Origin of the sequence: Bacillus sp. SH5-2 (genome assembly GCF_008368905.1) — a bacterium.
Taxonomy (GTDB): domain Bacteria; phylum Bacillota; class Bacilli; order Bacillales; family Bacillaceae_G; genus Bacillus_A; species Bacillus_A luti.
In genome coordinates this window covers 156641-182780 of the sequence record NZ_QOSD01000002.1, presented here as the reverse complement: position 1 = coordinate 182780, position 26140 = coordinate 156641, and the positions used below count along the sequence as shown (strand labels likewise).

The 26140-nt window shown below is 32.6% G+C and carries 25 protein-coding genes and 1 pseudogene; 23 read left to right on the top strand and 3 right to left on the bottom strand.

Annotated elements, in window-relative coordinates:
* Positions 1-81: 81 nt before the first annotated feature.
* From DN410_RS02725 to DN410_RS02710, 3 genes are all read left to right on the top strand, one after another.
* Positions 82-852 (top strand): GNAT family N-acetyltransferase, encoded by a 771-nt coding sequence (locus DN410_RS02725; RefSeq protein ID WP_149175224.1) that lies wholly within the window; start codon positions 82-84, stop codon positions 850-852.
* A 550-nt stretch (positions 853-1402) separates the two neighbouring features.
* Entirely contained in the window at positions 1403-2098 is a 696-nt protein-coding gene (locus DN410_RS02720) for a CsxC family protein (RefSeq protein ID WP_001294998.1), read from the top strand.
* Positions 2099-2226: 128 nt separating this feature from the next.
* Positions 2227-3402 carry a BC_2427 family protein gene (locus DN410_RS02710; protein ID WP_149175222.1) on the top strand — a complete coding sequence of 392 codons (1176 nt, stop codon included), beginning with the start codon at positions 2227-2229 and terminating at the stop codon, positions 3400-3402.
* Positions 3403-3636: 234 nt separating this feature from the next.
* Here DN410_RS02710 and DN410_RS02700 read toward each other — a convergent pair whose 3' ends face one another.
* On the bottom strand, positions 3637-4068 hold the full coding sequence (locus DN410_RS02700) for a GNAT family N-acetyltransferase (RefSeq protein WP_149175220.1): 432 nt from the start codon (positions 4066-4068) through the stop codon (positions 3637-3639).
* A gap of 223 nt (positions 4069-4291) precedes the next feature.
* On the opposite strand from DN410_RS02700, the gene DN410_RS02695 reads away from it, so the two are divergent.
* The 6 genes and pseudogenes from DN410_RS02695 to DN410_RS02665 all read left to right on the top strand — a co-directional run bounded on the left by DN410_RS02695 (position 4292) and on the right by DN410_RS02665 (position 11141).
* Positions 4292-5152 carry a DegV family protein gene (locus tag DN410_RS02695; RefSeq protein ID WP_149175219.1) on the top strand — a complete coding sequence of 287 codons (861 nt, stop codon included), beginning with the start codon at positions 4292-4294 and terminating at the stop codon, positions 5150-5152.
* Positions 5153-5164: 12 nt separating this feature from the next.
* Entirely contained in the window at positions 5165-5305 is a 141-nt protein-coding gene (locus DN410_RS02690; protein WP_149175218.1) for an SHOCT domain-containing protein, read from the top strand.
* A gap of 211 nt (positions 5306-5516) precedes the next feature.
* Positions 5517-7100: pseudogene (locus DN410_RS02685) on the top strand (M3 family metallopeptidase).
* A 22-nt stretch (positions 7101-7122) separates the two neighbouring features.
* Positions 7123-8514 (top strand): 5'-methylthioadenosine/adenosylhomocysteine nucleosidase, encoded by a 1392-nt coding sequence (locus DN410_RS02680; protein ID WP_149175217.1) that lies wholly within the window; start codon positions 7123-7125, stop codon positions 8512-8514.
* Positions 8515-8595: 81 nt separating this feature from the next.
* The gene (locus DN410_RS02675; RefSeq protein ID WP_149175216.1) at positions 8596-9048 is read left to right on the top strand and encodes a GNAT family N-acetyltransferase; all 453 of its coding nucleotides are present in this window, start codon (positions 8596-8598) and stop codon (positions 9046-9048) included.
* Between the two features lie 737 nt (positions 9049-9785).
* Positions 9786-11141 carry an RNA-guided endonuclease TnpB family protein gene (locus DN410_RS02665; protein WP_149175215.1) on the top strand — a complete coding sequence of 452 codons (1356 nt, stop codon included), beginning with the start codon at positions 9786-9788 and terminating at the stop codon, positions 11139-11141.
* 533 nt (positions 11142-11674) lie between these two features.
* Here the strand turns inward: DN410_RS02665 and DN410_RS02655 are convergent.
* Positions 11675-12091 (bottom strand): hypothetical protein, encoded by a 417-nt coding sequence (locus tag DN410_RS02655; RefSeq protein WP_149175214.1) that lies wholly within the window; start codon positions 12089-12091, stop codon positions 11675-11677.
* 122 nt (positions 12092-12213) lie between these two features.
* Here DN410_RS02655 and DN410_RS02650 point away from each other — a divergent pair, with 122 nt between their 5' ends.
* From DN410_RS02650 to DN410_RS02640, 3 genes are all read left to right on the top strand, one after another.
* The gene (locus DN410_RS02650) at positions 12214-12861 is read left to right on the top strand and encodes a response regulator transcription factor (protein WP_149175213.1); all 648 of its coding nucleotides are present in this window, start codon (positions 12214-12216) and stop codon (positions 12859-12861) included.
* Complete coding sequence (locus tag DN410_RS02645; RefSeq protein ID WP_149175212.1) at positions 12854-14230, top strand: HAMP domain-containing sensor histidine kinase; 1377 nt, start codon at positions 12854-12856, stop codon at positions 14228-14230. The genes DN410_RS02650 and DN410_RS02645 overlap by 8 nt, the downstream gene beginning before the upstream one ends.
* A 145-nt stretch (positions 14231-14375) precedes the next feature.
* On the top strand, positions 14376-16115 hold the full coding sequence (locus DN410_RS02640; RefSeq protein ID WP_149175211.1) for a Xaa-Pro dipeptidyl-peptidase: 1740 nt from the start codon (positions 14376-14378) through the stop codon (positions 16113-16115).
* Between the two features lie 77 nt (positions 16116-16192).
* Here the strand turns inward: DN410_RS02640 and DN410_RS02635 are convergent, their stop codons facing one another.
* On the bottom strand, positions 16193-16471 hold the full coding sequence (locus DN410_RS02635) for a hypothetical protein (RefSeq protein ID WP_149175210.1): 279 nt from the start codon (positions 16469-16471) through the stop codon (positions 16193-16195).
* Between the two features lie 221 nt (positions 16472-16692).
* Here DN410_RS02635 and DN410_RS02630 point away from each other — a divergent pair, with 221 nt between their 5' ends.
* The 11 genes from DN410_RS02630 to dltD all read left to right on the top strand — a co-directional run bounded on the left by DN410_RS02630 (position 16693) and on the right by dltD (position 26136).
* Positions 16693-17253 carry an AAA family ATPase gene (locus tag DN410_RS02630; RefSeq protein WP_149175209.1) on the top strand — a complete coding sequence of 187 codons (561 nt, stop codon included), beginning with the start codon at positions 16693-16695 and terminating at the stop codon, positions 17251-17253.
* A 135-nt stretch (positions 17254-17388) separates the two neighbouring features.
* Complete coding sequence (locus DN410_RS02625; protein ID WP_149175208.1) at positions 17389-17655, top strand: hypothetical protein; 267 nt, start codon at positions 17389-17391, stop codon at positions 17653-17655.
* A gap of 174 nt (positions 17656-17829) precedes the next feature.
* The gene (locus tag DN410_RS02620; protein ID WP_000789034.1) at positions 17830-18060 is read left to right on the top strand and encodes a hypothetical protein; all 231 of its coding nucleotides are present in this window, start codon (positions 17830-17832) and stop codon (positions 18058-18060) included.
* Between the two features lie 416 nt (positions 18061-18476).
* On the top strand, positions 18477-18920 hold the full coding sequence (locus DN410_RS02615; protein ID WP_149175207.1) for a DUF4279 domain-containing protein: 444 nt from the start codon (positions 18477-18479) through the stop codon (positions 18918-18920).
* A gap of 227 nt (positions 18921-19147) precedes the next feature.
* Positions 19148-19504, top strand: a complete 357-nt coding sequence (locus tag DN410_RS02610) for an FtsB family cell division protein (RefSeq protein ID WP_001228735.1) — start codon at positions 19148-19150, stop codon at positions 19502-19504.
* Between the two features lie 301 nt (positions 19505-19805).
* Positions 19806-20132 (top strand): DUF3870 domain-containing protein, encoded by a 327-nt coding sequence (locus DN410_RS02600; RefSeq protein WP_149175206.1) that lies wholly within the window; start codon positions 19806-19808, stop codon positions 20130-20132.
* 164 nt (positions 20133-20296) lie between these two features.
* The gene (locus DN410_RS02595; protein ID WP_149175205.1) at positions 20297-21352 is read left to right on the top strand and encodes a dipeptide epimerase; all 1056 of its coding nucleotides are present in this window, start codon (positions 20297-20299) and stop codon (positions 21350-21352) included.
* 45 nt (positions 21353-21397) lie between these two features.
* Positions 21398-22399 carry a C40 family peptidase gene (locus DN410_RS02590; protein WP_149175204.1) on the top strand — a complete coding sequence of 334 codons (1002 nt, stop codon included), beginning with the start codon at positions 21398-21400 and terminating at the stop codon, positions 22397-22399.
* A gap of 20 nt (positions 22400-22419) precedes the next feature.
* On the top strand, positions 22420-24042 hold the full coding sequence (locus DN410_RS02585; RefSeq protein ID WP_149175203.1) for a peptide ABC transporter substrate-binding protein: 1623 nt from the start codon (positions 22420-22422) through the stop codon (positions 24040-24042).
* A gap of 117 nt (positions 24043-24159) precedes the next feature.
* Entirely contained in the window at positions 24160-24687 is a 528-nt protein-coding gene (locus tag DN410_RS02580; protein WP_149175202.1) for a GNAT family N-acetyltransferase, read from the top strand.
* Between the two features lie 267 nt (positions 24688-24954).
* Positions 24955-26136 (top strand): D-alanyl-lipoteichoic acid biosynthesis protein DltD, encoded by a 1182-nt coding sequence (dltD, locus tag DN410_RS02575; protein ID WP_149175201.1) that lies wholly within the window; start codon positions 24955-24957, stop codon positions 26134-26136.
* Positions 26137-26140: the final 4 nt, after the last annotated feature.

Genomic DNA, 26140 nt, shown 5'->3' with positions numbered 1-26140 from the left:
ATTATATGGAGTGTAGTAGACGTTTGCTTATATGTAGAAAAGAGTAGAAGTACATTGATTCTAAAGAAAGCAGGAATGTAAATGATATATGAAGCGAATATACATACAAGAGAAAAATTAGTTACTATGTTCGAAGATTTCAATAACATTGTTTTACTTTCTTATTTACAAGGACATATGGGTACCGCTTGGGTAAATAATCTTGAAAATCCAACAGTAGCGCAAGTTACGATAGGGATTTTCACATTTTATGCTGGGAATTCAAATGCGAAAGAAACAGAAGAATTAGTACGTAACATTCCTGATAGAATGTTAGTAATCGTAAATAGTGAAGAGTGGAAAAAGCGTTTAGAAACATTTTACGGAAGAAAAATAGATAAGTTTTTACGCTATAAATTCAAACTTAATGCAGAAGTTTTTAATCGTTCAAAATTACAATCTTTTATATCAGTGCTTCCAAAAGGATATGAGTTAAGAAGAATAGATGAAGATATCGTAAATAACCCTACATTACATAAAGTCTCTGAAGATTTTACAAGTCAATTTCAATCAGTTGAAGATTATATAAACCGAGGTATAGGGTATTGTATTTTGTATAAAGGAGAAGTTGTATGCGGTGCATCATCGTATAGCATTTATGATAATGGGATTGAAATAGAGGTTGCAACCGATCACAATCATAGAAGAAAAGGATTGGCGACTATAGTTAGTGCAGCGCTAATCTTAGACTGTTTAGAAAAAGAGATATATCCAAACTGGGATGCAGCGAATACTACATCTGCAAAACTAGCAGAAAAGCTAGGGTATGTTTTTGATAAGGCGTATGATACTTATTTTGTGGATAATAGATGAATGAGCAGAGATTGTAAGAATTGTACAAAATAAAGAATTTAAAAAGGGAAAGACAAATGACTAGAATGTTTCGATACCATTGTTAAAAACTCCTATGGAAATATTAGAGAATAAAATAATTAGTTCAATAATAAGGAGATTTTATAATCTATTGAGTACAAAAACCGGCTTTTTTAGCCGGTTTTTGTTTTTTTTATAAAAGGGGACAATAGTCGTGATGTTCTGTTTTGTGGATAGTATTAAGTTGGTAAATGGTCCTTATTAAATGTATCCTTTGTTAGATAGAATAAAAGAGTCTTGAAAAATTAATTTTGGAACACCAATTAGCTCTATCATAAAAAAGTCGTGAAATTCTATTTTATATAGGTAGATATCAGTATAGGCTACGTATATTAATGTATGTGTTTTTAACTATCTAGAAGAAATGAATCTCTTATTTTGTAAATGATAAAAGTGACTATGATACAAACCCACGCATTAATAGAAAAAGTACATATACAGTATAGAGAGTTGAAAAACTCTAAATTTTTTATAAAGGAGATTATAAAATATGAGTGAACAATGTCCAATTAATGTACCATGTCAGGTAGTAGGACAAACCCAAACACCATTAAGTGATGCACCTGCAACGCCAATTACTACTCCGGGAGCACCAATTGTAAAAATACCGGTTGTATTAGCAGAAAGAACAATTCAAATTGTTGTAGAATCTGATATTTCATTAGATCCTCCAGCGGTTGAAATTAAACGTATCTTAAAAAATGCATTTTTAACACAATGTAAGTTAGTTCCTGTAGCATTCGAACCAGTACCAGGAACACCTTACCGCCGAGTTACAAGAGCAAAGTTATTTGTACAAGGATATATTCGTAAAAATATTGAATATGCAAATGACGAGTGTAATGGAGTGCTATATGACCGCATTGCTAATGTTCCATTTTCTGGTTTTGCTGATTTAACAGCTGGTGATTTTCTATCACTAGCTATAGTGGCTGCTTCCTCAGATACTACTTCTCACTTTATTAATCCTAAAAATGGTGATCTACCACGTTTAGACAAATACTTCTTCGAAAATACAGTTTTTTATAATGAACAACCGTATTGCGAATTAGTCAGCGCTCAATTTTTTGAATTAGACTTTTCACCTTGTCCAACAGACCTAAACGAACCATTTGATACTCTTCGTGAAAAAATTGTACTAGATCTTACTTTAAAAGTTTTACAAGTACAACAAGTACAAGTATAAAACTAAAAAAAGCATTGTCTTTGATAAAAAGACAATGTCTTTTTTATTATTATAAAACATATATAATGATGAAATGGTCGCGTACAAAAAACATATTTTTATGAATTTCATTAGACGGGGGGATGGTGATGAAAAATCCATGGGTTGGTCAGGAAATATGGAACAAAGTTTATAAAGGGAAAAAGCTGAATGCTCAAGATGATTCACGCGAAATAAGAAAAAAGGAAAAAATTGAAGAAACAGAATCAGAGAAAGAAGATAAAGCAATTGAATTAAAGAAAGAAAGTAAAGAAACAGAATCAAAAAAAGAAGAAGTAATTGAATTAGAGAAAGAAAATAAAGAAACAGAATCAAAAAAGGGAGATAAGGCGATTGAATTAGAGAAAGAAAATAAAGAAACAGAATCAAAAAAAGAAGAAGAAGTAATTGAATTAGAGAAAAAAAGTAAAGAAACAGAGTCGGAAAAAGAAGAAGAAACAATTGGATCAGAGAAAGAAAACAAAGAAACAAAGTTAAAAAAAGAAGAAGCAGATAAATCCGAGAAAAAGAGTAAAGAAACAGAGTCGAAGAAAAAACGTCAAGATTCAGAGTCAAAAATAGAGACCTTAGTACGTTCAATAGTAGTAAAAACCCCATTTTCTATTATTTCAGATGTGACTAGTTTTATAAAATTCCCTAATATGAATGTGAAAAATCAAGAAGTATTTGTATTCCGGAATCAAAAAGATGAAAGGGGTCGTGAATTGGATACTAAGTTATTAACTACAGTGCAACATTATCATGGAGAAGTTAATTGTAATTTAGTTTCTTCAAACCTTTATGAAAAGAGAGTGCTTTTAGAACTTTCTAATGAAAAAATAAAAAGTAATATGGAAGAGAATTGGGTAGGAACATCTTCGTGGATCCCTATACACGGAATAATTTTAGATAAGGAAGATGAAGGAGGAGTAAATAATTATATACCTGCGAAATTACCAATAGAAATAGGGAAGTATAAAGGTGAAATTAATTTACGAGAAAAAGTGGTATTTAAAGAAAAAGTTATAGAAATAAAAGAGGTGTCACAGGAAATTATTTTAACAAAAAAAGAATTTTTATTACCAAAAATAATAAGGAAAGGAAATAATCCATCTAAAATTGAAAAAGGGAGCTTACTCGTAGAGGGTTATGTTTTTCAATGTATTGAATTTATATCGGAACGAAGTACACCGCATGATAATGTGTATCAGTTAATACAAAACCTTGTATTGGAATTAACTGTGCAATTATTACAAGAACAGGAAGTTTGGGTGCGGATTAGATAATTAATCATCTCTACATCAATTAGTTAAAAATTTCTTCAGGAAAATGTATTAGAGAAACTTAAAAGTAATGCTAGCAAGTTTGTAAATGAGCTTGCTGATAAGCGTTTGGGAAAGATATGAAATACAACTGATGGATCGCTTTAAAAAACCAATTCCTTTAATAGATGAAATGGATAAATCTTTGTTAAAACATGAGGTGTAACAAAAAGTGTATCCACCCCCATTATAGAAAACTTACAATTTAAACAGTAATACATGTTTATCATAATGTTTTAAACACCAATTATATTTTTTTAGAATAATCGGATGGACAACTTCTTTCGTAGTATCACCCTCAGTATAGCCATATTTCTTATAAAAGTTTTCTAGTTCCTCAAAAGGAAGACAATATACATTTTGAACTTGTAATTTTTTCGCAGTTTGCAGTAAAAATGAAACAAGTTCCCCAGCTAATTGTAGCCCTCTAAATTTAGGAAGAACAAAAATCCCACCCATTTCAATAGTATCTTCATCTATTTGGACTAGTCGTCCAACACCTGCGTACTCATTGTTGTATGTAATGATCACAACTGTATCCCGCTTTAAATCACTTCGTACAAACCCTATCGATTCATATTGATTATTAATCCATTCTAAATCATTATATGTAGCCAGTTGAATACTCATATACATCCTCCTTCAGAAAACTTTTACTATTTTCATTATACATAATATAATTTCAGGAAAAAGTGGTTAAAATGGCATGATTTTTATTAACAGTTCAAGTTTTGAAGAATAGTGCATACAATATAAAGTGTTTTCCTTTCTTCATTTAAGTTTTACGTATATAATTTAAAAGTACTATTTTTATTTTATTATTTTATATTTATAACAGAATAGAGGTTTAAAAATGGGTGTTAAAATCATTACGGATAGTGCGGCGGATTTACCGGTAGAATTGCTGCAAGCATATGATATTGATTTAATTCCACTCCGTGTGTATGATGAAGCAGAAACAGAGTATTTAGATGGAGTAACATTAGAGTCAGTTACATTATTGCAAAAAATGAGAGAAGGCGCTGTTTATAGAACGTCATTGCCTTCACTTGAAACTTTTCAAGAAAAATTTGTTTCTTATGCAAAAGAAGGTAATCCTTGTATATATTTAGCTTTTTCATCTGAACTTTCTGGTACATATCAATCATCAGTTCTCATTAAAGAGGAAGTCAAAGAAACATACGCTAACTTAGATTTAGAAATTATCGATACGAAATGTGCTTCACTTGGTCAAGGGCTTGTCGTATTAGAAGCTGCTAAAATGGCGAAAAACGGTGCATCAAAAGAAGATATTTTAAAGCGTGTTGATTTTCTAATGAACCATATGGAACATATCTTCACTGTAGCTGATTTACAGTACTTAGTGAGAGGTGGACGTTTAAGTAAAGTCGCAGGATTTATCGGTGGTTTACTAAACATTAAGCCAATCTTAAACGTGGAAGAAGGAAAACTTGTACCACTTGAAAAGGTAAGAGGGAAAAAGAAAGTACTTGGCCGAATTGTAGATATTATGGAAGAACGTGGAAAAGATCTTAAAGGTCAAACAATTGGTATGACTCATGGCGATGACTTAGAAACAGCTGAAGCATTAAAAGCATTAATTACAGAAAGATTTGGCTGTGAAGTATTTATCGTAAATACGATTGGTGCAGCAATCGGAGCACATACAGGACCTGGCGTTATAACGTTATTTTTCTTAAGTGAATTAGAGTAAAGGATTGATCTTTTGATCAATCTTTTTTTTCTTCAAGGTAATGCCACTATTTCAGTAGCAGATGAGCTGAAAAAATTTAAGGAATTATTAGATATGGGCGTTATTACAGAAGATGAATTTAATGCGAAGAAAAAGCAGTTACTAAATATATAAATTAATTTTTTATGAAATTAGTATGAAAATGCTAAATATAAGCTGTTAAAAAGATGATTCTGTCGTGAACAGAATCATCTTTTTTATGTGTTGAAGTTTTTTGTTTGTAAAAATCTAAATATTTCAAGATGTTAAAATTTAGTTATTTCATATATAATTGTGTAGGGAGAAAAATCTGTAACTATTTGTAAAAATAGGAGGCGGCTATAAAATGCATGAAATTGCTAGATGGGATTTAGATCGATTATATACGTGTGGAGACATTATATTTCCAATATTGGAGTTAAAAGAACAATATATGGTGACAAAAGATGTAGAAAACCTTTCAAAACTTATACAAGCTATTGAAAAAGCAGAATACTATTTGTACTGTCGATCGGCTGAGGAAAGTGTTGTATCGGATATTACTAGATTGACTGTGAAAGTAAAGGAATTAAAAAGTGAAGTGTAGCAAGTAATACTACAAAGTGAAGTGGAAATTACCGATAATACTAGGCTAATAAAAGGTGAACTTAATGCGTGGGAAAATATGTATATACAATTAAGGAATAGGATAGAAATAGAGCACAATAATAAGCAATTATCATTTGGACAAGCAAATCATATTGCAGTGAATAGTGATAATGAAAAGGAAAGACTAGAAGTATTCGAGTCATTAACATGTGCTTTACATAAGGAAAAAGAAATTTTTGCTACTGTATTAAATCAAATAGGAAGATTGCGCAATACAAAGAGTAATGAATTAGAAGATAGAGAGATTTTAGCAGGGTCCCTTCATGCGAATGGTATTTCAGAAACTGTATTATTACAAATATGGAATGCGACAGAAGAAAATCTAGATAAATTAGTTAGTGCTTTAAATGTGTATAAGAAGGGTAAAGCTTCAATTACATGGCATGAACTCATGACGTTAAAAGAAAATAATGAGAACGTGATCCCATTTTCGGTAGCAGTACAAAACATATATGATGCATTAAAAAATATAGATGAAGAATTAGCAGAATTTACACTTGGTGCAATACAGAGTGGTTGGGTAGATGCGGAACCGAGAGAGAATAAACCCCCAGGTGGATTTTGCGCTCCTTTTTTCAGTGAGAAAGAATCGCGAATTTCAATGCGTTATGATGGAAGTATTGATAGTGTAAGAGTGCTTGCTCACGAACTAGGTCACGCTTGGCATTTTTATAATATGAGTTTTGAACAGTCTAGTTCATTTTTAGATGATTATTTGCCAATGAGTACAGCTGAATCGGCGTCTATTTTCTTTGAAACTGTACTCATAAACTATTTAATTGAAACAACTAAGTGTATTGATATGAAAAAGTCATTGCTTAGCTGGAAAATAAGAAACTGTTTTAATTATGTAATGGCAATTCGAGCATCGTTCGAATTTGAGAAGGATTTTTATGAAAAATGTAAAGAAAGTCTTTTAAGTGCTGATCAAATCGAGAAATTATCTATAGCAGCGCAAGAAAAAGCATACGGGAATGCATTATCAGAATATCAGCCGTTTGTTTGGATGAAATATGTTCAGTTTTATATAGCAGATGTTCCTTTTTATAATTATCCATACACATTTGGATATTTAGTTAGTTTTAGTTTAATAGAAATAGCTAAAGAAAATAAAAGTACTTTTCACTTGAAATATAAAGAGTTTTTACGAGAAACAGGAAAAGCTCCAGTGGAAGAACTTATGAAAAAACATTTTGAAATAGATATAACGAGCTATGAATTTTGGGATAAAGCTTTTAGACAAATTTCTAAAGATATTGATGAATATTTACGGCTTATTTAGAGTGACAAAGGGGACAACATACATGAACAGAATAGGAATTATCGGAGCAATGCAAATTGAAATAGACTTACTTTTAGAAAAACTAGTTATACAAGAAGAACAAACAATTGCAGGAATGCCTTTTTACATTGGTGAATTCATGGGAACAGAAATAATTGTTACAAGATGTGGTGTAGGGAAAGTTAATGCAGCCGCATGTACGCAAACATTAATTCATAAATTTGATGTAGATGCTATCATCAATACGGGTGTTGCTGGCGGGCTACATCCAGATGTAAAAGTTGGAGATGTAGTTATTTCAACTAACGTAACTCATCATGATGTAAGTAAGACTCAAATGAAAAACTTATTCCCATTTCAAGAAGAATTTATCGCAAATAAGGAATTAATGGAGTTAGCACGTATTGCATGCAATAGTAGTAGTTTACATATTAGGGTTCATGAAGGAAGAATCGTAAGCGGTGAATGTTTTGTTGAAGATTCAAAACTAAAAGCGAAATTAATAGACGAATATGCGCCGCATTGTACAGAAATGGAAGGTGCAGCAATTGGACATGTTGCTTACATAAATGAAGTACCATTTCTCGTTATACGATGTATTTCTGACAGTGCAGACGATGAAGCTCAAATTTCTTATGATGACTTCGCGAAAACTGCCGCAAATTATTGTTCAGAAATTATCGTTGAGATGCTGAAAAATATATCGAGTAAAACTTATAGTTCAAGAGGAGAGAATGACATGTTACAAGCATTAATTTTTGATATGGACGGAACGTTATTTCAAACAGATAAAATTTTAGAATTATCGTTAGATGATACTTTTGATCACTTAAGATCACTAAAATTATGGGATACAGTAACCCCAATTGAAAAATACCGTGAAATCATGGGTGTGCCGTTACCGAAAGTTTGGGAAGCTTTATTACCGAATCATACAATGGAAGTAAGAGAACAAACAGATGCATATTTTTTAGAAAGATTAATTGAAAACATTAAGAGCGGAAAAGGTGCTTTATATCCGAACGTAAAAGAAGTTTTTACATATATAAAAGAAAATAATTGTTCAATTTATATTGCTAGTAATGGTTTAACTGAATATTTACGAGCGATTGTATCGTATTATGCTTTAGATCAATGGATTACTGAAACATTTAGTATTGAACAAATAAACTCACTTAATAAAAGCGACTTAGTTAAAAGTATTTTGAACAAATATGATATAAAAGAGGCAGCAGTAGTAGGTGACCGATTATCTGATATAAATGCAGCGAAAGATAACGGTTTAATCGCAATTGGATGCAATTTTGATTTTGCGCAAGAAGAGGAACTTGCTTATGCGGATATAGTCATAGATGATTTGATGGAATTGAAGGGACTATTGTCTGAAGTGAAGAATACGCATATTACGAATTGAATAAGGTAACAATTGTAAAAATGCTCAGAATAAATGATTCTAGAGCATTTTTATGTATTTTCATAGTAAGGAGGAATTTACCTGAAAGATATATATATTCAACAAATTGAAGATTTAATGATATACGAATACGACTATCTTGTTCAAGAAAGCAAAGACGAAGGATTTAATTTCCTATTAAAACTAATAAGTGAATATAAAAATGAGATAAATAAATTTAATAAAACTGGTGAATGTTTATACGGTGTTTTTCAAGAGGGAATGTTAATTGGAATTGGAGGCTTAAATCAAGATCCGTACACAGAAGATAATAAGATTAGCCGGTTAAGGAGATTTTATATTTCAAAGGACTATCGGCGTACAGGATTAGGGAACTTATTATTAAATCGGCTATTAAGTCATGCGGAAAAATACTTTCAAACTGTTGTTTTGCATACAGATACAAAACAGGGTAATGCGTTCTATATGGCAAATGGATTTGTAAGAGGGAACATGTATAAAGGCTCTAGTCATTATAAATTATTACAGGAGTAGCTGTCCAAAGAAAAGTTTTGGACAGCTATTTTAGTTGTTAATTTATATTGTGAAAATGAGATTAGGAACCAATCCAGGTACCGATGATTTATGAGGGGGATTAGAATAGTTTCCATCGATGCTGCTTCTATGTTCAGTAGTAAAGCCATCCAATCTATATTATTGAGGATATAGGGCGAAAGGAAGTTATGATAGTGCTATACGGTTCCAAACGAACTTGTACATTTGCTCCCGCGTTACGGCATTCAAAATAATAGTGCTTTTACCTGATCTAACAGCTTTATTATAGGATGCGATTAGCGGGAGGATTGGATCAGTAGGGATATAGTGATTGAGGTTCGTCGCATGATAAATTGTTTTGGATATTACAGTCGCAGTCAGCGTAATACCATTTTTAATGACACCAGTCAGTGTTGTCCCATCAAATGAGATGAGTTTGCATGTAAGTATACGATGGTGTTTCATATTTGTTGCTCCTTTATAGTAGATTTAATTTATTTTATCCTTTTCGGCAAGAAGACTCCATCTGATTTGTGTTACGGGTGAAGCCCAAAAATTCAAGTGGAGATGAATTGCCGTCAGTAGGTAGACGAAACAATGTTCACATTTTGTTCCGTTCCAAATATTGATTTGTCAAAAGTAATTAACAATTACAAAAATATTTCTTTCCTAAGAAAAAACACGATCTTAGGAAAGAAAAAATTGTAATGAACTCTTTGAGAAAGGTGGTGAAAACAATGGCTAGAAAGAAAGCAGTGAAAGTATTACGGAAACAAAAGAAAAGAGAAACTATGCAACGATTCACGCAGAAACAGAATATCGGACGAGCTTGTCTCACAGCTAAAGAATTTCGTTTACTTAAGCGTATGTCACATAGTTCAAAAGCGTTGCGAAATGTTGGATTGTACACGATGAAACAAAGTTATTTGAACAATAACAGGATGGCTACTGTAAAAGAAGTGGACACTGCTATGCAAGCAGATATGAACTACTGGGGTATTCAATCAAACTCTGTTCAAGCGATTCTTAGAACCTTATTTACAGAAGTGAAGAGCTTTTTTAAAGCGTTGGAACAGTGGAAGAAAAATCCTGAGAAGTTCACAGGTCGTCCGAAGTTTCCAAATTATTCTCGTTCCACTGACAAACGAATTATTGAAATCTATCAAGTGCCAAAAATGGATGATAATGGGTATTGGATGATTCCAATGAGTGTTGCATTCAGGAAAAAATTCGGTTCCATTCAAATACGTATGCCGAAAAACTTGAGAAATAAAAAAATCTCCTATATTGAGATTGTACCGAAACAAAAAGGTCGGTTCTTTGAGGTGCATTACACATATGAAATGCACGTTTCTCAAATGAAGAAACAATCCACGACTACTAGTAACGCTTTGAGTTGCGATTTAGGTGTGGATAGATTAGTAAGTTGCGCAACGAATACAGGTGATACGTTCTTAATTGATGGAAAAAAATTAAAATCCATTAACCAATACTTCAACAAAACGATACGTAATCTGCAACAGAAAAATGTGGAAAATGGGCTTTCTAAACGAATTGTAACGAAAAAAATCGCTGCACTTTGGCATAAACGAGAACGACAAATAAATGGTTACATTTCACAAACGGTAGGCTTGTTGTTCAAAAAAGTGAAAGAATTCGATATAGATACGATTGTCGTAGGGTATAACGCTGGTTGGAAACAAAAATCTCATATGGGGAAAAAGAATAATCAAACATTTGTTCAAATCCCATTTCAGAAATTGATGGCAGCAATTGAGAATAAATGTGTAAAAGAAGGCATCCGTTTTTTGAAACAAGAAGAAAGCTATACTTCAAAAGCTAGTTTTCTTGATAAAGATCCGGTGCCAGTTTGGTCTAAGGATGATAGGACGCAGTATCGCTTTAGTGGCAAACGAATCACGCGTGGTCTGTACCAAAGTAAAGCAGGAACATGTATCCATGCTGATATTAATGGTGCGCTGAATACATTGGAAAAATCAAAAGTTGTAGAATTAGATGACAATCTCAAGGTAAAAACGCCGATTCTATTAGAAGTGCAAAAACGTAAGGCTGTTGCTTTGCGCATAGCTTAGTGGGTGCGTCAACCATCCATGTGTACGCGACTTGTCGGGGCTTGTAGCACACGCCGGATTCATCTGAGTGGTGGCTTCTTCCATAAGGAAGAATTGCTCTTTTTCGAAAGGGTGGTGCAAGTGGGAAAACAATCGTTCGTTGCCAGTACCAACCAAAAACATACTTGGGGTGTTACCATAAGGTGGCATGAATGCTAGAGCGTCAAACTGTCTAGTGATAGACGAAAAGACCTAGCATTCAAACTCAAGCCCCCACTGAAACGTTTTATCTCAGTGGGGGAGTTGACGCTTGTCCAACAAATCAGTGTGGACAATTAAATGATTATATAAGGATTGGAACTTAAAAATAGGGAGAGTTTTAGAGGGATTTCAAACTTAAAGATAACGGTTTAATTGCGTATAGAAGTAGCTATCATTTTTTGAAGTCTAATAGTAAAAATAATGTTTGTATAATTTCGTATACCAATTTAATAGTACAAAAAAGAACCTCATCAACTAAATTTTAGTTGATGAGGTAACTTTTCTGTAATCAATTACATTTTAACTTTCATCTGTTTCAATAGAACCTTCGGATTACCTTTCACATAATAAAAATGAGGATTATTTTCATCATCGTAAAGCATAATATAAGGTTTTTCATTAAGAGGAAGTAAAATAAGTACTTCATCAATCGTTGAATGCAACCATTGATTTGTGATGGAAACTGGTTTAGATAAAGGTATTTTTATCATATGGCCATCTTTCGGAACAACGTTTAAGTTTTTAAATGGGCCAGTGATTGCTTTAGCATATTGGACTGCCTCTTTTTCAATCGCTGGATCTAAAGATTGTTTTTGAACGACCATTTCTTTTTGACAATCAAACACTTCAATTTGTTTATTTATATTTGCAAAAGCATTTGTTGATAATAAGAAAAGCAGAAAAGTAATAACCCCGATTTTTTTTAACATAATACAACACCTCATCATTACTATGCCCTCAGATGCTATAAATATTTTTCTGTCACATTCATGTAACAAAGAAGTTGTATGATACAATTGGTTTTTTGTTTAAAAGTAATGGAGGAATAAGCATGAAAGTATTAATCGCAGATGATGAACAAGATATGTTAAAAATTTTAAAAGCTTATTTTGAAAAAGAAGGCTTTGAGGTTTTGTTAGCGAAAGACGGGGAAGAAGCACTTCAAACTTTTTATGATGAAAGAGTAGATTTAGCTATATTAGATTGGATGATGCCGAAACAGAGCGGTATTGCAGTCTGTCAGGAAATAAAAAAGAATTCAAGTGTAAAAGTGTTAATGCTTACGGCGAAAAGTGAAAGTGAAGACGAATTAGCTGCGCTTCAAAGTGGGGCTGATGAATATGTGAAAAAGCCGTTTCATCCCGGGGTATTACTTACACGTGCAAAAAAGCTTGTACAGCATGATGATGTAATTCAAGTGCAAGATGTTAAGATCAATTTTGCGAAAAATAAAGTGTTTAAAAATGATATAGAGTTAGAAATTACAAAAACAGAACTTCAGTTAATAAAGTGTTTTTTGCAACATAAAGGAATGATTTTAACTCGTAAAAAGCTGTTAGATATCGTGTGGGGATTTGACTATTTTGGGGAAGAGAGAACTGTTGATACGCATGTAAGAAGATTGCGTAAGAAAATAGGGGAGAATGTTATAAAGACGCATCGCGGGCTCGGATATAGTTTGGAGGAACAAAGTGAATAAACTCGGAAAAAAGCTATTTCTCAGCATTTCTTTAACGGTCATTCTAATTTTTACAATCTCATTATTATTAATCAACTATCTCTTACCGAAATATCATATTTACAAAACACGTGAGAACTTGGATGAATTTACGACGCAAATACAAAATGCATCAGTTAAAGATTTTGAAGAAGTTATTCATACAATCGAAAGTGAAAATAACGTTACAATTGCATATACACCAATCAATCAATCCGAAGATGATATGAATGAAGCGCTACGCATGCAACTTACGAAAAAGAAAGTAACGTTAAATAAACTTTGGATTACGAAAGACGAAGTACTGAAAGTGAAAATGGAAGGGCAATCGAATAAACTGTATGATCAAGAGAAGTTAAAAGCCAGCTTTTTTGCTAAATATATTGCGAAAGATGATTCGTTAATTTTAATGGGAACTTCTATTGCACATTCTAACGAAATTATAAAAACGTTAAATACATTTTATTTATACATTTTTTGTTTCTCACTCCTACTTATTATTTTACTTGTGTGGATACTTTCCAAAATAATAACGACTCCACTGAAAGAGCTAAGTGATGTAGCTCAAGATATTTCACGTTTGAAGTTTAAACGAACGAAAGTGAAAACGAATGATGAAATAGGCGACTTAGCCAATAGTATCAATATTATGAGCGATAAGTTACATGAGGCACATCAAGATTTAACAGATCGGAATGAACATTTAAAACGATTCATGGGTGATGTTACCCATGAATTAAAAACACCAATCGCATTAGTAAAAGCATACTCTATCGGAATAAAAGACGGTTTAGATGATGGTACATACTTAAATATCATTATTAAACAAACAGATCAAATATCAAACTTAATTGAAGAACTATTACGATTTTCCAAATTAGAAAGAGATAGTTTACAAAAAGAAGAATTCCCTATTGAACCACTAGTCCAAAGTATAATAGATAAGTATAAGATTGAATTGGAGTCGAAAGAAATTAAGTTACGAGTGAAATACAATGTGGGTGATTCGGTTATTTATGCGGATGTGAATAAAATGGGAATGGTGTTTCAAAACTTTATTTCTAATGCAATCAAATATACAACAAATCAAAATATAAAAATTAATTTAGAAGAGAGAATAGACGGTGTATATTTTAGTATTCAAAACGGTATTGATGCTGAACAAATGAAAGATATTGATAAAATTTGGGAACCTTTTTACGTTTTAGAGTCTTCGCGAAGTAAAGAAAAATCAGGTACAGGATTAGGACTAGCGATAGTAAAAAGTATTTTAGAGAGACATAGTTTTGATTATGGAGTTTCTATTGTACATGAAGAGATACAATTTTATGTGAATATGAAAAAAGGCTAATGAAATATTAGTCTTTTTTCAGTTTTAGAAATTCCCGATTATAGATTAATAATCATAAATTTCTCAACTTTTATATAAAATTAAAACTGAATTTTCAGTTATTTTGTTATATAGTAAAAGAGAGCAATTAAGGGGAGGGAACATTTTGAGTAAAAAGAAAATAGCAATTACACTTTCAGCAATGCTATCTGCAACTTTTATACCTAACTTGACAACGGATGTGCATGCAGAGAAGAAAGAAGAGACAAGCAGTACGAAAATTGAATTGGAAAATGGGATGACAAAACCAATTTATTCTCTTGATGAAGCAATTATTGAAAATTTATTTGTAGAGACAGAAGTCGATAGTGATCGCGATGGTAAAAAGGACCGCGTATCAATAAAGGTAATGCGTCCAAAGACTGAACCGAATGTAAAGGTTCCTGTTATCTATGAAATGAGCCCATATCGGTCAGGGTTAAAAGATGTTCCGGTTTACAATGTAGATGAAGAATTGTATGCATATGAAGGAAAGCCGTATGGGGCGGTTAATCTTGGTTCATACGGAAATTATTACGTGCCAAGAGGTTATGCAGTTATTTTAGGGGAAAGTATTGGGACTGGTAAATCAGATGGATGTCCTACAACTGGAGATGAACAAGAAATACTTGGGACGAAGTCTGTCATTGATTGGGTGAATGGACGTGCAAAGGCATACACAGAAAATGGTGAGGAAGTTAAGGCTGATTGGTCTACAGGAAATGTAGGTATGACAGGGGTTTCTTACAATGGTACATTACCAAATGCTGTTGCAACGACTGGAGTGGAAGGATTAAAAACGATTATTCCAATTGCAGCGATTAGTAGTTGGTATGATTATTATCGCGCAAATGGTGCAGTCATTGCTCCAGGTGGATATCAAGGGGAAGATACAGATAATATGGCAGAAGCAGTGCTAACAAGAAAGAATCCAGAAGTTTGTGGTCCGATAATTAAAGATCTCACTGCTGGACAGGACCGGAAAACTGGTGATTATAATGATTTTTGGGATAAACGAAACTATGTCAAAGATGCTAAAAATATAAAAGCAAGCGTATTCGTCGTTCATGGTTTAAATGATTGGAACGTAAAAACGAAGCAGTTCGCGCAATGGTGGGATGCGCTTGGAGAAAATGATGTACCTCGTAAAATGTGGTTACATCAAGGTGGACATGGTGGTACGTCAAGTAATGACTGGCAAAAAACACAAAATAAATGGTTAGATTATTGGTTGTACGGAATTGAAAATGGAATTATGGATGAACCAATGGTTGATGTACAACGAGAAAATAAAACATGGGAAAAGTTGAAAAATTGGCCAGATCCAGCAGCTGTGCCGTCAAAAATTCGTATGTATTTAAGTAATAAAGCAGTTAATTTACCATTAGGTATGGGATCTATTAATAAAGTTTTCTCATTCGTTGATGATGCAAAAATAAAGTCAAATCAATTAGTAGAAAAACCGGAGCTAGAGGTAGCAAATCGATTAGTGTACACAATGCCTGTGCTGCAAAAAGATATGCGTATTAGCGGTACACCGAAGATTTCATTTAAAGGAAATATTGATCGCCCTGTATCTAATTTAACGGCATTACTTGTTGATTACGGAGGAGTGAAGCCTGAAATCGTTACGAGAGGTTGGATGGACCCACAAAACTTAAATAGTATAAAAAATTCAACAGCACTTCAACCAGGTAAAGATTATACATTTACATGGGACATGCAACCGGATGATTATGTATTTAAAGCTGGGCATCAAATAGGAGTTGTTTTAATCGCAAGTGACTACGATTATACAATTAGACCAAAGGCTGGAACGAAACTAACAGTAAAATTAAGTGAAGTGACATTACCGATTGTGAAATAAATGGTTAAAGACAAAGAGCTTACGATAGTAAGTTCTTTGTTTTTTGAAATGATACTGTTTATAAATGTGGTGATTTATTATGAATTTCTATTGGTAGAAACAAAGAAACTTATAACAAATAAAACTATTGCATTTACGATTAAAAGTCCTCCAAAGGTAAGTCCAGCCATCCCTCCAGCAAAGCCGTCTCCTACTTTTTCACCAATTATGTGCAAAGTGGTGAAGAAAACAAGGGGAGAAGCAAGAATGAAAATACAACTAGCTATTTTCCATGTTTGCTTATATTTCTTTGCAACAAAGAAAATTAGTGTATTAAAAACGATAAGAAGAAAAAGAAATCCAAGTAACGAATTCATTATATCCTCCTTTAGAGAATTCCACATGTTTATTTTTAAGGGAATATTATACAATGTGATTACATTCTATGGAAATGAGTATTACCAAGAAGGTTTTTTAAAATTCTCGAAGAAACGTTAGATGTTGGACGAGTCATTATTCCATTTCTTATGGATAATTTTAAAGTTGATACAAAAGTGACTGCCTTATTTTCAATCTTATGTGGTTCGGAGGAAAAAATATGAAGTTCATAATAATATTTGGCCCGCAAGCAGTTGGGAAAATGACGGTTGGACATGAATTAGAAAAAGTAACTGATTTGAAGCTGTTTCATAATCATATGACAATTGATTTCGTTAGTCCATTTTTTGATTACAGCACTAAGGAAGCAAAAAGATTAGTGAGTTTGTTTCGTAATGAACTATTTGAAGAAGTGTCTAAAAGTAACTTATATGGAATGATATTTACATATGTTTGGGCATTTGACCTACAATCTGACTGGGAATATATAAATCATATAGTAAGCATTTTTGAATCAAAAGGTGGCACAGTATATTTTGTAGAGCTAGAAGCAGACTTAGATGAAAGGTTGGAACGTAATAAAAGTCCACATAGATTAGAGCATAAACCGAAAAAAAGAGACATTGAGTGGTCGGAAAAAAATTTAAAAGAGACATTGGAAAAACATAGGTTGAATTCACTTTATGGTGAAATTAAACGTGAAGAATATATAAAAATTAATAACACTCATTTAACTGCTAGAGAAGTAGCAAAAATGATTAAAGAGAAATTTAAATTATAAAGTTTATTGAATGTATGTATTCATCGTCCAAGCATTCTTCTGAAAATTTCATAAAATACTTATATTAAAGGTGATTATTGTAAAATAATCGTTATTTTACATGAAAATTTAATATAAGAAAGTAGGGAAATAAACTTGGAAAATGCACAGCCAGGAAGAGTCGAAAATCAAGTTTATTCAAATAGAGTTTTAAGATCAGAATTCGATGAGAATTGGACAACTTGTATTTCAAAAAGTGGTTATGTAAATTATATAGCTACAAGCAATGGTGCAGAAGTAATTGTATTACTTTCTGATGGTACGAGAAAATTATTAGTATTTGATAAAGGTGGAAAAGTAATAGTAGGTGGCGGTGGTACGAGTCACTATAGTAAACCGCATGTCGCAATTGATATTGTGTAACGCATGGTATACTAAGTAAGCATTTCCTATTTTGGGAAATGCTTTTTTATGTTATAGTATAATAGTGTTTAAAGACGATGTTATTTTAATATAATTCAAATCTTGTTATGTATTATTTTTACATTAAATAATCATTTAACGTATTTTTTTATATAAGGAGTAATAATTAGAGAAATGAAAAATATAGATTTCATACTAGAAAGTGATGAGAGATTAAAACCGTCTGAACGATTAGTACTATTATTATTAGAGAAACATAGAATGTTATATACGAATGATCTGTTGGCGTTATCTAATTTATCTTATAAAACATTAACTGATTCGTTAACCGCACTTGTTTTAAAGTCATATGTGTTAAAGGAAACAGGTAAGGGAAGAAGGCAGAATTGTTATAGATTAGTTTGATTTCAAAGACTTAGTACATAGTTTTTTTCAAACGAAAGGCTAAATTTCATTTTAGTTTTCAATTGAAAAAACAAATAAATAACTGTTGTTTGATTAGTATAAACTGCTACGGTTTTCAAAATATAAGTGTATTTCATTTTTGTAAATACAGTATAGTTGTGATAAAAAAACGATAGTATTTAAATAATCACAAAAATGAAATGTAAAAAAACAATCCGTTAACAAGCGGATTGTTTTTTTATTGGAATAACAAATAATAAAAATAATATTATTATGTAAACTTTTTAAATGGAGAAAGAATGCATCATTGATAATAGAAGTACAATTAAAAGCGCAGTAGTTATAGGTTAAACTTTAGTTTATATTTAAATAGAATAATTATATGATATTATTATTTTAATAAAGGTGTGAGAGTATTGGATGAGACTCAAGTCATGATTTACTTTAATCTGTACGGAGATAAATTTCCATTAGAGGTTGTTTCAGAACGATTGAAAGTAAGCCCAACAAAAAGTTTTAGCAAAGGAGACATAATTAGTAAAGTAAATGAAAGTGATATCGAAAGTCGAACAAGAAGCTATACATCATGGGAGCTAGGTACAGGATATCAGGAATCACTTGATGTAGGGGAAATGATGGAGCAAGTAATTGTACAAATAAAAGATAAGTCAGCCATTATAAATGAACTAAAAAGAGAATTTGGATTAGAATGTAGGTTCACAATTGTAATTAAAATGAACGATGGCCATACACCAGCATTTCATTTAGATCTTTCTGTGATTGATTTCGCCAACAGAATTAAAGCTGATTTTGATATAGACTTATATGTTAATCCTTATGCTGAGGAGAGCCTGTGCTAAGTAAGAAAACTCTTCTACAATAGTAGAAAAAGAATAACATAAACTACTATTTTATTGCAGCATACATAAAAAAAATCGATGGAAATATGGAGATGTCGTCGAATGCTATCTTTAATTGGTTAATTTATGAGATATTTTTGTGAAGGAGCTTATTTTATAAGAATAGAATTTAGTTAAGTAAGAAAACGTGCCGATGGTAGTGAAAAATATGGGTTAGGGGGATTTGAATGAGGAAACTCAAACGAGTAAATGTTCCTAATATACCAGAGCAACAATCACAGCCTAGTCACAATCGTACTATAAACAAAAAGAAGTTAAGGCGGCTTATTTTAATGGCTCTTTTTATTGCGGCAACTACTTTGTACGTTCAATATATTTTAACGAAGCAACAAGAGATAATAATGAATAAAAAGGATACGATTACGAATCAAAAGAAGCAATTAGTTTCATTAAAGAAGGATCAATCGTCTTTAAAGACTAATATCGAGAATTTAACGGATAATGAAGAAGAAATCTTGAAGTTTGCGAGAAAAGAATATCAATTTTCTAAGTCGAACGAAACAGTGTTTGTATTACCAAAGTAAAGAAACAGTTAGCGATAGCTAACTGTTTCTTATTTGTGTACGAAGTGTGGAAAAGAAGAAGTAAAATCTTGTCATGGTACAATGAAGCATGACATATTTTAAGGTAAAGTGTTAACCCCTTTCTTCAGTTATATAAATGAATCTCCTTAATTATGGAATATATGTAAAGATAAATGTTGTTAAAATTCTGATAATTTTATATAATATTCGTAAGCGGATACATTTTTTAATCAACGTTGAGTTTACCGCTCATACGTCTGTTAAAAAAACCGTTATCCTCGTTTAAGAAAGGAAGATAGCTGTGTACGCTTCAAATACGATTTATATTGTAGGGGATGCAAAATCTCCTCAAAACAATCCGATTACAGAGAAGTTTAAAAGCTATTTTGTAGCATTTGTAATTGAAAAGGATACAGGGAAAATTGTTGATGCAGATTGCTCAGCAACAATTGTATTAACATCTCAGTTCGTTAAATATTTATTTTTACATAAAAACATTAACGACCCAGATTTATTAATAGAAATAAATAATCGTTATTTCGGTTCATCTCAAAAGGCTCTGCTTGTGGCGCTAAAAGATGCGCAGAAAAAATATAATCAGATCGCTGCTTTGTCTACACATTCATAGACAAAATCCAGCCGTAAGAATCCTTCTTATGGCTGGATTTTTTTATTCCACATTAATGGTCAGTAGCTCAATTACAGTAAAAGTAAACGATAGATAAGAAATTAACTGTCCATAAAGGCCCAATTTGTTTAGCTTAATGTTTCACTTTATTGGACAACGAAAGGATGAACGATATGAAAATTACTAATATAAAAGTAAAGCGCCGGCAAGTAAAGCTTCATACTCCTTTTAAAACAGCACTTCGTACAGTAACAGAAATTGAAAGTATCGATGTGTTTGTTCATACAGATAAAGGAATTATCGGCAAAGGTGCGGCAACTGCGACACCAGTTATTACGGGTGACTTTGCAAACGGGATAGAGGAGGCGATTGTAGGACCGATCCGTTCGTGTTTAATTGGCCAAGATATGATTCAATTTCAACAATTATTACAGCGCATTCAAATGAGTTGCATTGGAAATTCGAGTGCGAAAGCAGCAGTAGATATCGCTTTATACGATGTATATTGCCAATATCAAAATGTACCATTATATGCATTATTAGGCGGGAAGAAAGAGATTCATACAGATATTACAGTGAGTGTGGATGAACCCTTATTTATGGCAAAAGAAGCGAAGAAACATATAGAAAAAGGATTTCAAACATTAAAGATTAAAGTGGGGAAAGAGGCGCATTTAGATTTAGAGCGCATTGAGGCAATTCGAAATGTGGTACCAAAAAATACGACGTTACGTTTAGACGCGAATCAAGGATGGAGTCCAAAAGAAGCGGTGTCTATCATTAAAGAGATGGAAAATCGTAATTTAAATATTGAATTTATTGAACAACCAGTACACGCGAAAGATTGGGATGGGTTAAAGTACGTAAAAGAAAATGTACAAACGCCAATTATGGCTGATGAAAGTATATTTTCAGCACGTGATGCATTAAAACTCGTTCAAGGAAGATATGCAGACTTAATCAACATTAAATTAATGAAATGTGGTGGCATACGTGAAGCGTGGCGTATTGCAGATATCGCAGAAGTAGCTGGTGTGAAGTGTATGGTGGGCAGTATGATGGAATCTTCGCTTTCTGTTAGCGCTGTTGCCCATTTAGCGGCAGCTCATCCTAATATTCATTACTTTGACCTTGATGCACCACTGTGGTTAATGGAAGATCCTGAAGGAATGTCATATTTTGGTTCAAAGGTAAACCTCCATTCTACAGTGAATATTTAATCTTAGAAGAAGTGAAAAATTAACTATCTTTTAAGGGGGATATATATGAAAAAAGTAGGAACTGTATTTTTAACAACTTTATTTATGTTTTCATCGTTTACATCGGTAAATGCTGAAGAAAAGAAGGATCGTAAAGCATTTATAGATGTATCTGCAGCAACTCTTTGGACTGCGCCTGATTCTTTACGACCAATTGATACACCAAGCGCAACAAATCCAGTTGATTTGTGGAAGTGGACGAAATCAATGACGCTTGATGAGAAACTATGGTTAACAAGTGCTAATAAATTAGAAACGCAAGCACTACTTGGTCAAGAAGTAACTGTTATTGATAAAAGAGATGACTGGGTGAAAGTGTTAGTCCATGGTCAGCCAACACCACGAAACGAAGAAGGTTATCCGGGATGGATACCTGAAAAACAATTAACGTATAATCAAGAATTTGCAGATAAAAAAAATGAACCTTTCGTATTAGTAACAAAACCGACAGCTATTTTATATATTAACCCTTCTGAAAAACATAAATCACTTGAGGTTAGCTATAATACGCGTTTGCCGCTACTTAGTGAAGATGCGATTTCATATCGCGTATTGTTGCCAAATGGTCAGAAGGCGTGGCTACGGAAAAATGATGGAACGGTTTATCGTTCTCAAAATGATATTCCGGCTCCGACGGCAGATGATTTAATAAACACTGGAAAAATGTTTTTAGGATTACCGTATATATGGGCTGGTACAAGTGGCTTTGGATTTGATTGCTCTGGATTTACACATACGATTTATAAATCGCATGGTATTACAATTCCACGAGATTCTGGACCGCAATCAAAAGCTGGAGTTGCAGTTAATAAAGAAAACTTGCAAAAGGGAGACTTAATTTTCTTTGCTCATAATCAAGGGAAAGGTAGTGTTCATCACGTTGGAATGTATATTGGTGATGGAAATATGATTCACTCTCCAAAAGCTGAAAGATCGGTAGAAATTATACCGCTAAATACACCAGGATATATAGAAGAATTTGCTGGTGCACGTCGTTACTTACCTTAAAACATAGAGGGGGTTTTCAAATGAAAAAAGTTGTTCGCTACTCATTAGTTAGTACTCTATTAGTTTCTTCATTTTTAGTCGGCTGTGCAAAAGAAAAAACAGCTACAAAACCGAAAGATGAGAAGAAAGTATTACAGCTACTAGAAACGGGTGAAATTCCATCATTAAATTCAGGTAAAGTAACAGATGCGGTCTCATTTAACGTATTAAATAACGTAATGGAAGGGCTATTCCGTTTGTCGAAAAATGATGAAGTGATCCAGGCAGGAGCGCAAAAATATGAAGTGAGTAAAGATGGAAAGACATATACGTTCCACTTACGTGACGCAAAATGGTCTAATGGAGATCCAGTAACTGCTCATGATTATGTATACGCTTGGAAGCAACTGATTAACCCAGACACTGCTTCTCAATATGCATATATTGCGTACGATGTGAAAAATGCAGAGAAAATAAACAAAAAACAGCTAGGGCTAGATGAATTAGGGGTAAAAGCAAAGGATGATAAAACATTCGTTGTAGAGTTAGAACACCCTGTACCGTATTTTACGAAACTACTCATTTTACCATCCTTCTATCCAATTAATGAAAAGTATGCGAAAGAGCAAGGCGATAAATACGGATTAGAAGCAAATAAAACGATATATAATGGACCATTTACATTATCAGAGTGGAAGCATGAAGCTAGTTTTACGATGAAGAAAAATGATAAGTATTGGGATAACAAAGAAGTGAAATTAGATGAAGTCAACTATCAAATTGTAAAAGAAATTTCAACTGCGGTAAATTTATATGAAACAGATAAAGTTGATAGAGCGGTCATTTCAACAGAATTTGTAGATAAATATAAAACGAATAAAGAACTAAAACAATATACAGATCCGGTTATGTACTTCTTCCGTTTCAATGAAAATGTACCGATTCTTAAAAATAAAAATGCACGTCTTGCGCTGAGTACAGTGTTTGATAAGAAAGGCCTCGCAACTTCATTTTTAAACGATGGCTCGATAGCTGCAAACTACTACGTGCCAAAAGGATTTTTAAAAGGGCCAGATAAGAAAGATTTTAGAAGTACAGCAGGTGAGTTTAATAAGACAGACGTAAAGCTGGCTAAGGAATATTGGGAAAAAGCAAAACAAGAGACAGGCACGAATGAAGTGACGTTAGAACTATTAAACTATGACCTAGAAAACTTTAAAAAAGTAGGAGAGTACATTAAAGAGCAGCTTGAGAAAAACTTACCAGGCTTAAAAGTAAATGTGAAATTGCAGCCGCATACTCAAAAACTAGCACTTGAGAAGAAGAAAGAATATGAAATGTCATTATCACGTTGGTTACCTGATTATCCAGATCCAATGACTTATTTAGAAGTATTCCTTTCTGGAAGCAGTGTGAATAATACAGGATATGCAAATCCAGAATATGATGCGTTAATTAAAAAGATTAAAACAGAATTAGGTAATGATGAAAAAGCACGCTGGAAAGCACTGCAAGATGCCGAAAAAATGCTATTAGATGATGCAGTAATTGCACCGGTATTCCAGCGCGGTTTATCTTACTTGCAAAAACCTTACGTGAAAGATTTATACGTACATCAATTCGGTCCAGCAACAAGTTTGAAGTGGGCGGATGTACAAAAATAAAGGAATGGAGAAACAGACTACACTTATGTGTTAGTCTGTTTTTTAGTTAAAGTCGGGTAAATAGTACATGGTATAATTTACTAGTCGGTATAAAATTTTGGAGGGGAATGAAGTTTTATGTTTGAAGAAAAGAAAGTAATATATACAAAAAGGTTATTCATGAGAAAGCCGCTTATAGAAGATGTTGATCAGTTTTATAGCATATTAAAGGAAGAAGTTGTTGGCAAATGGCTTGCTAAATCAAGAGGAATGTCAAAGGAAGAAGTAAATGATTATATTGGACAACTTATATCACATTGGGAACAGTATGATTTCGGGGTATGGTTGTTAGTTAATAGAAATACAAGGAAGCTTATAGGACATTGTGGTTTAAGAAAAATAGATGAAACAGGTGAAATAGAAATTATGTATTTACTTGATCCGGAGTATTGGGGAAATGGATATGCGTCAGAAGCAGCAAAGGCTTCCATTCAATATGCAAAAGAGATGATGAATGTAAAAAGAATAATTGCTAGGGTGAAAATAGCAAATGAGAATTCGAAAAAACTTTTACGAAATTTAGGTTTCACATATACTCATGATGTTGATCATAACGGGCGTTTATTATCGTACTTTGAACTCCAGACATCATTGGATAAATTATAGACATTTTCTATGTTTTTTAATAGTTTAAAAATAAAATTATTACTAAAATTCCAGTGTGAAATGTATGTAGAATCTTGTATAATTAACGTGTTTCTATGGAAACATTTTCTTGCGCTATTTATATAGGGTTTAATAGAACAAGGAAAGAAATACGTACATGTATATAATAGATAAATAGAATGAAACATGTATAGAGAAAAAGGAGAAAAAAATGACGTGTCAAAAACAAGGGTTACAATTTAATAGCGAGAGAAAGAGGAATAGACGATGAAGATGAAACATGCTTTTGGTCCAATTATTATAGCATGTCTACTCTTTTTTATTGTCGTGCTTATTCCATCTTCAACTTTCGTATCACTTATTAGCGATACGAAAGTTGAAGATGCGGCAACTTCCTTACAAAAAGAAAAATTACAAAGTGTTTTCTTACAACAAAAAATGTTAGAGAATTCGCAGTATTTACCGATGTACGGTTCATCTGAATTTTTGCGAATGGATGCATATCACCCTTCTAATTACTTCAAGGTAAATCCCGCAGGTTTTACACCATATTTAATCGGGATTGGCGGTACGCAAAGTTTAGCTCATATTTTAAATATGACGTCTACAATGAATGAGCTAGAAGGTAAAAAAGTAGTCTTTGTTTTATCACCACAATGGTTTACAAAGACTGGGGTATCGCAAGGCGATTTTACTAATAATTTTTCCAAACAACAAGCCTATCATTTTATTTTTAATGACGAAATAAATCCTGAAATGAAGAAGAAGATTGCGAAACGTTTACTAGATTATAAAGTTGTTCGTAAAGATGATATATTAAAAAACTCATTAGAAGGTATTGTATATAATGATACAAAACATAACATAAAGGCAGGAATAGTCAAACCACTCGCTTATATGCATCGAAACATTTTAGATCATAGGGATTTGTTTAATTCCTTATTTAAGGTTGAACCGATGAAAGAAAAAACAAATATGGGACTACGTTCACTATCTTGGGAGGATGCACGTAAACATGCGGAACAAGAAGGGAAAGCTGAATCTACTACAAATACATTCGGAATTGAAAATCCGTACTACTATAAACATAATTTAAAGAAAAAATTAAAAGGGTTAAAAAACTTTAGAGCAAATGAATCGTATGATGAATCGCCAGAATATGATGACTTACAAATTGTTTTAGATCTTTTCAAAGAAAAAAATGTCGAACCACTCTTTATTTCTGTTCCTGTAAATGGACCTTGGTATGATTATGCCGGGTTCCCGAAAGAACGCCGTGATGTATATTATAATAAGGTTCGCGAGCAAGTTGAAAAAGCAGGATATCCAGTAGTTGATTTTTCTGGCCATGAATATGATAAGTATTTCTTAAAAGATACAATTCATTTAGGTTGGAAAGGTTGGATTTACTTTGATGAAGCGGTACAGAAGTTTTATGCTGAGAAATAAAGTA

Bases quoted from the DNA above. Each gene is read 5' to 3' on its own strand.
- DN410_RS02725 (WP_149175224.1), top strand. From the start codon at position 82: ATGATATATGAAGCGAATATACATACAAGAGAAAAATTAGTTACTATG.
- DN410_RS02720 (WP_001294998.1), top strand. From the start codon at position 1,403: ATGAGTGAACAATGTCCAATTAATGTACCATGTCAGGTAGTAGGACAA.
- DN410_RS02710 (WP_149175222.1), top strand. From the start codon at position 2,227: ATGAAAAATCCATGGGTTGGTCAGGAAATATGGAACAAAGTTTATAAA.
- DN410_RS02700 (WP_149175220.1), bottom strand. From the start codon at position 4,068: ATGAGTATTCAACTGGCTACATATAATGATTTAGAATGGATTAATAAT.
- DN410_RS02695 (WP_149175219.1), top strand. From the start codon at position 4,292: ATGGGTGTTAAAATCATTACGGATAGTGCGGCGGATTTACCGGTAGAA.
- DN410_RS02680 (WP_149175217.1), top strand. From the start codon at position 7,123: ATGAACAGAATAGGAATTATCGGAGCAATGCAAATTGAAATAGACTTA.
- DN410_RS02665 (WP_149175215.1), top strand. From the start codon at position 9,786: ATGGCTAGAAAGAAAGCAGTGAAAGTATTACGGAAACAAAAGAAAAGA.
- DN410_RS02655 (WP_149175214.1), bottom strand. From the start codon at position 12,091: ATGTTAAAAAAAATCGGGGTTATTACTTTTCTGCTTTTCTTATTATCA.
- DN410_RS02650 (WP_149175213.1), top strand. From the start codon at position 12,214: ATGAAAGTATTAATCGCAGATGATGAACAAGATATGTTAAAAATTTTA.
- DN410_RS02635 (WP_149175210.1), bottom strand. From the start codon at position 16,471: ATGAATTCGTTACTTGGATTTCTTTTTCTTCTTATCGTTTTTAATACA.
- DN410_RS02630 (WP_149175209.1), top strand. From the start codon at position 16,693: ATGAAGTTCATAATAATATTTGGCCCGCAAGCAGTTGGGAAAATGACG.
- DN410_RS02620 (WP_000789034.1), top strand. From the start codon at position 17,830: ATGAAAAATATAGATTTCATACTAGAAAGTGATGAGAGATTAAAACCG.
- DN410_RS02610 (WP_001228735.1), top strand. From the start codon at position 19,148: ATGAGGAAACTCAAACGAGTAAATGTTCCTAATATACCAGAGCAACAA.
- DN410_RS02595 (WP_149175205.1), top strand. From the start codon at position 20,297: ATGAACGATATGAAAATTACTAATATAAAAGTAAAGCGCCGGCAAGTA.
- DN410_RS02590 (WP_149175204.1), top strand. From the start codon at position 21,398: ATGAAAAAAGTAGGAACTGTATTTTTAACAACTTTATTTATGTTTTCA.
- DN410_RS02585 (WP_149175203.1), top strand. From the start codon at position 22,420: ATGAAAAAAGTTGTTCGCTACTCATTAGTTAGTACTCTATTAGTTTCT.
- DN410_RS02580 (WP_149175202.1), top strand. From the start codon at position 24,160: ATGTTTGAAGAAAAGAAAGTAATATATACAAAAAGGTTATTCATGAGA.
- dltD (WP_149175201.1), top strand. From the start codon at position 24,955: ATGAAGATGAAACATGCTTTTGGTCCAATTATTATAGCATGTCTACTC.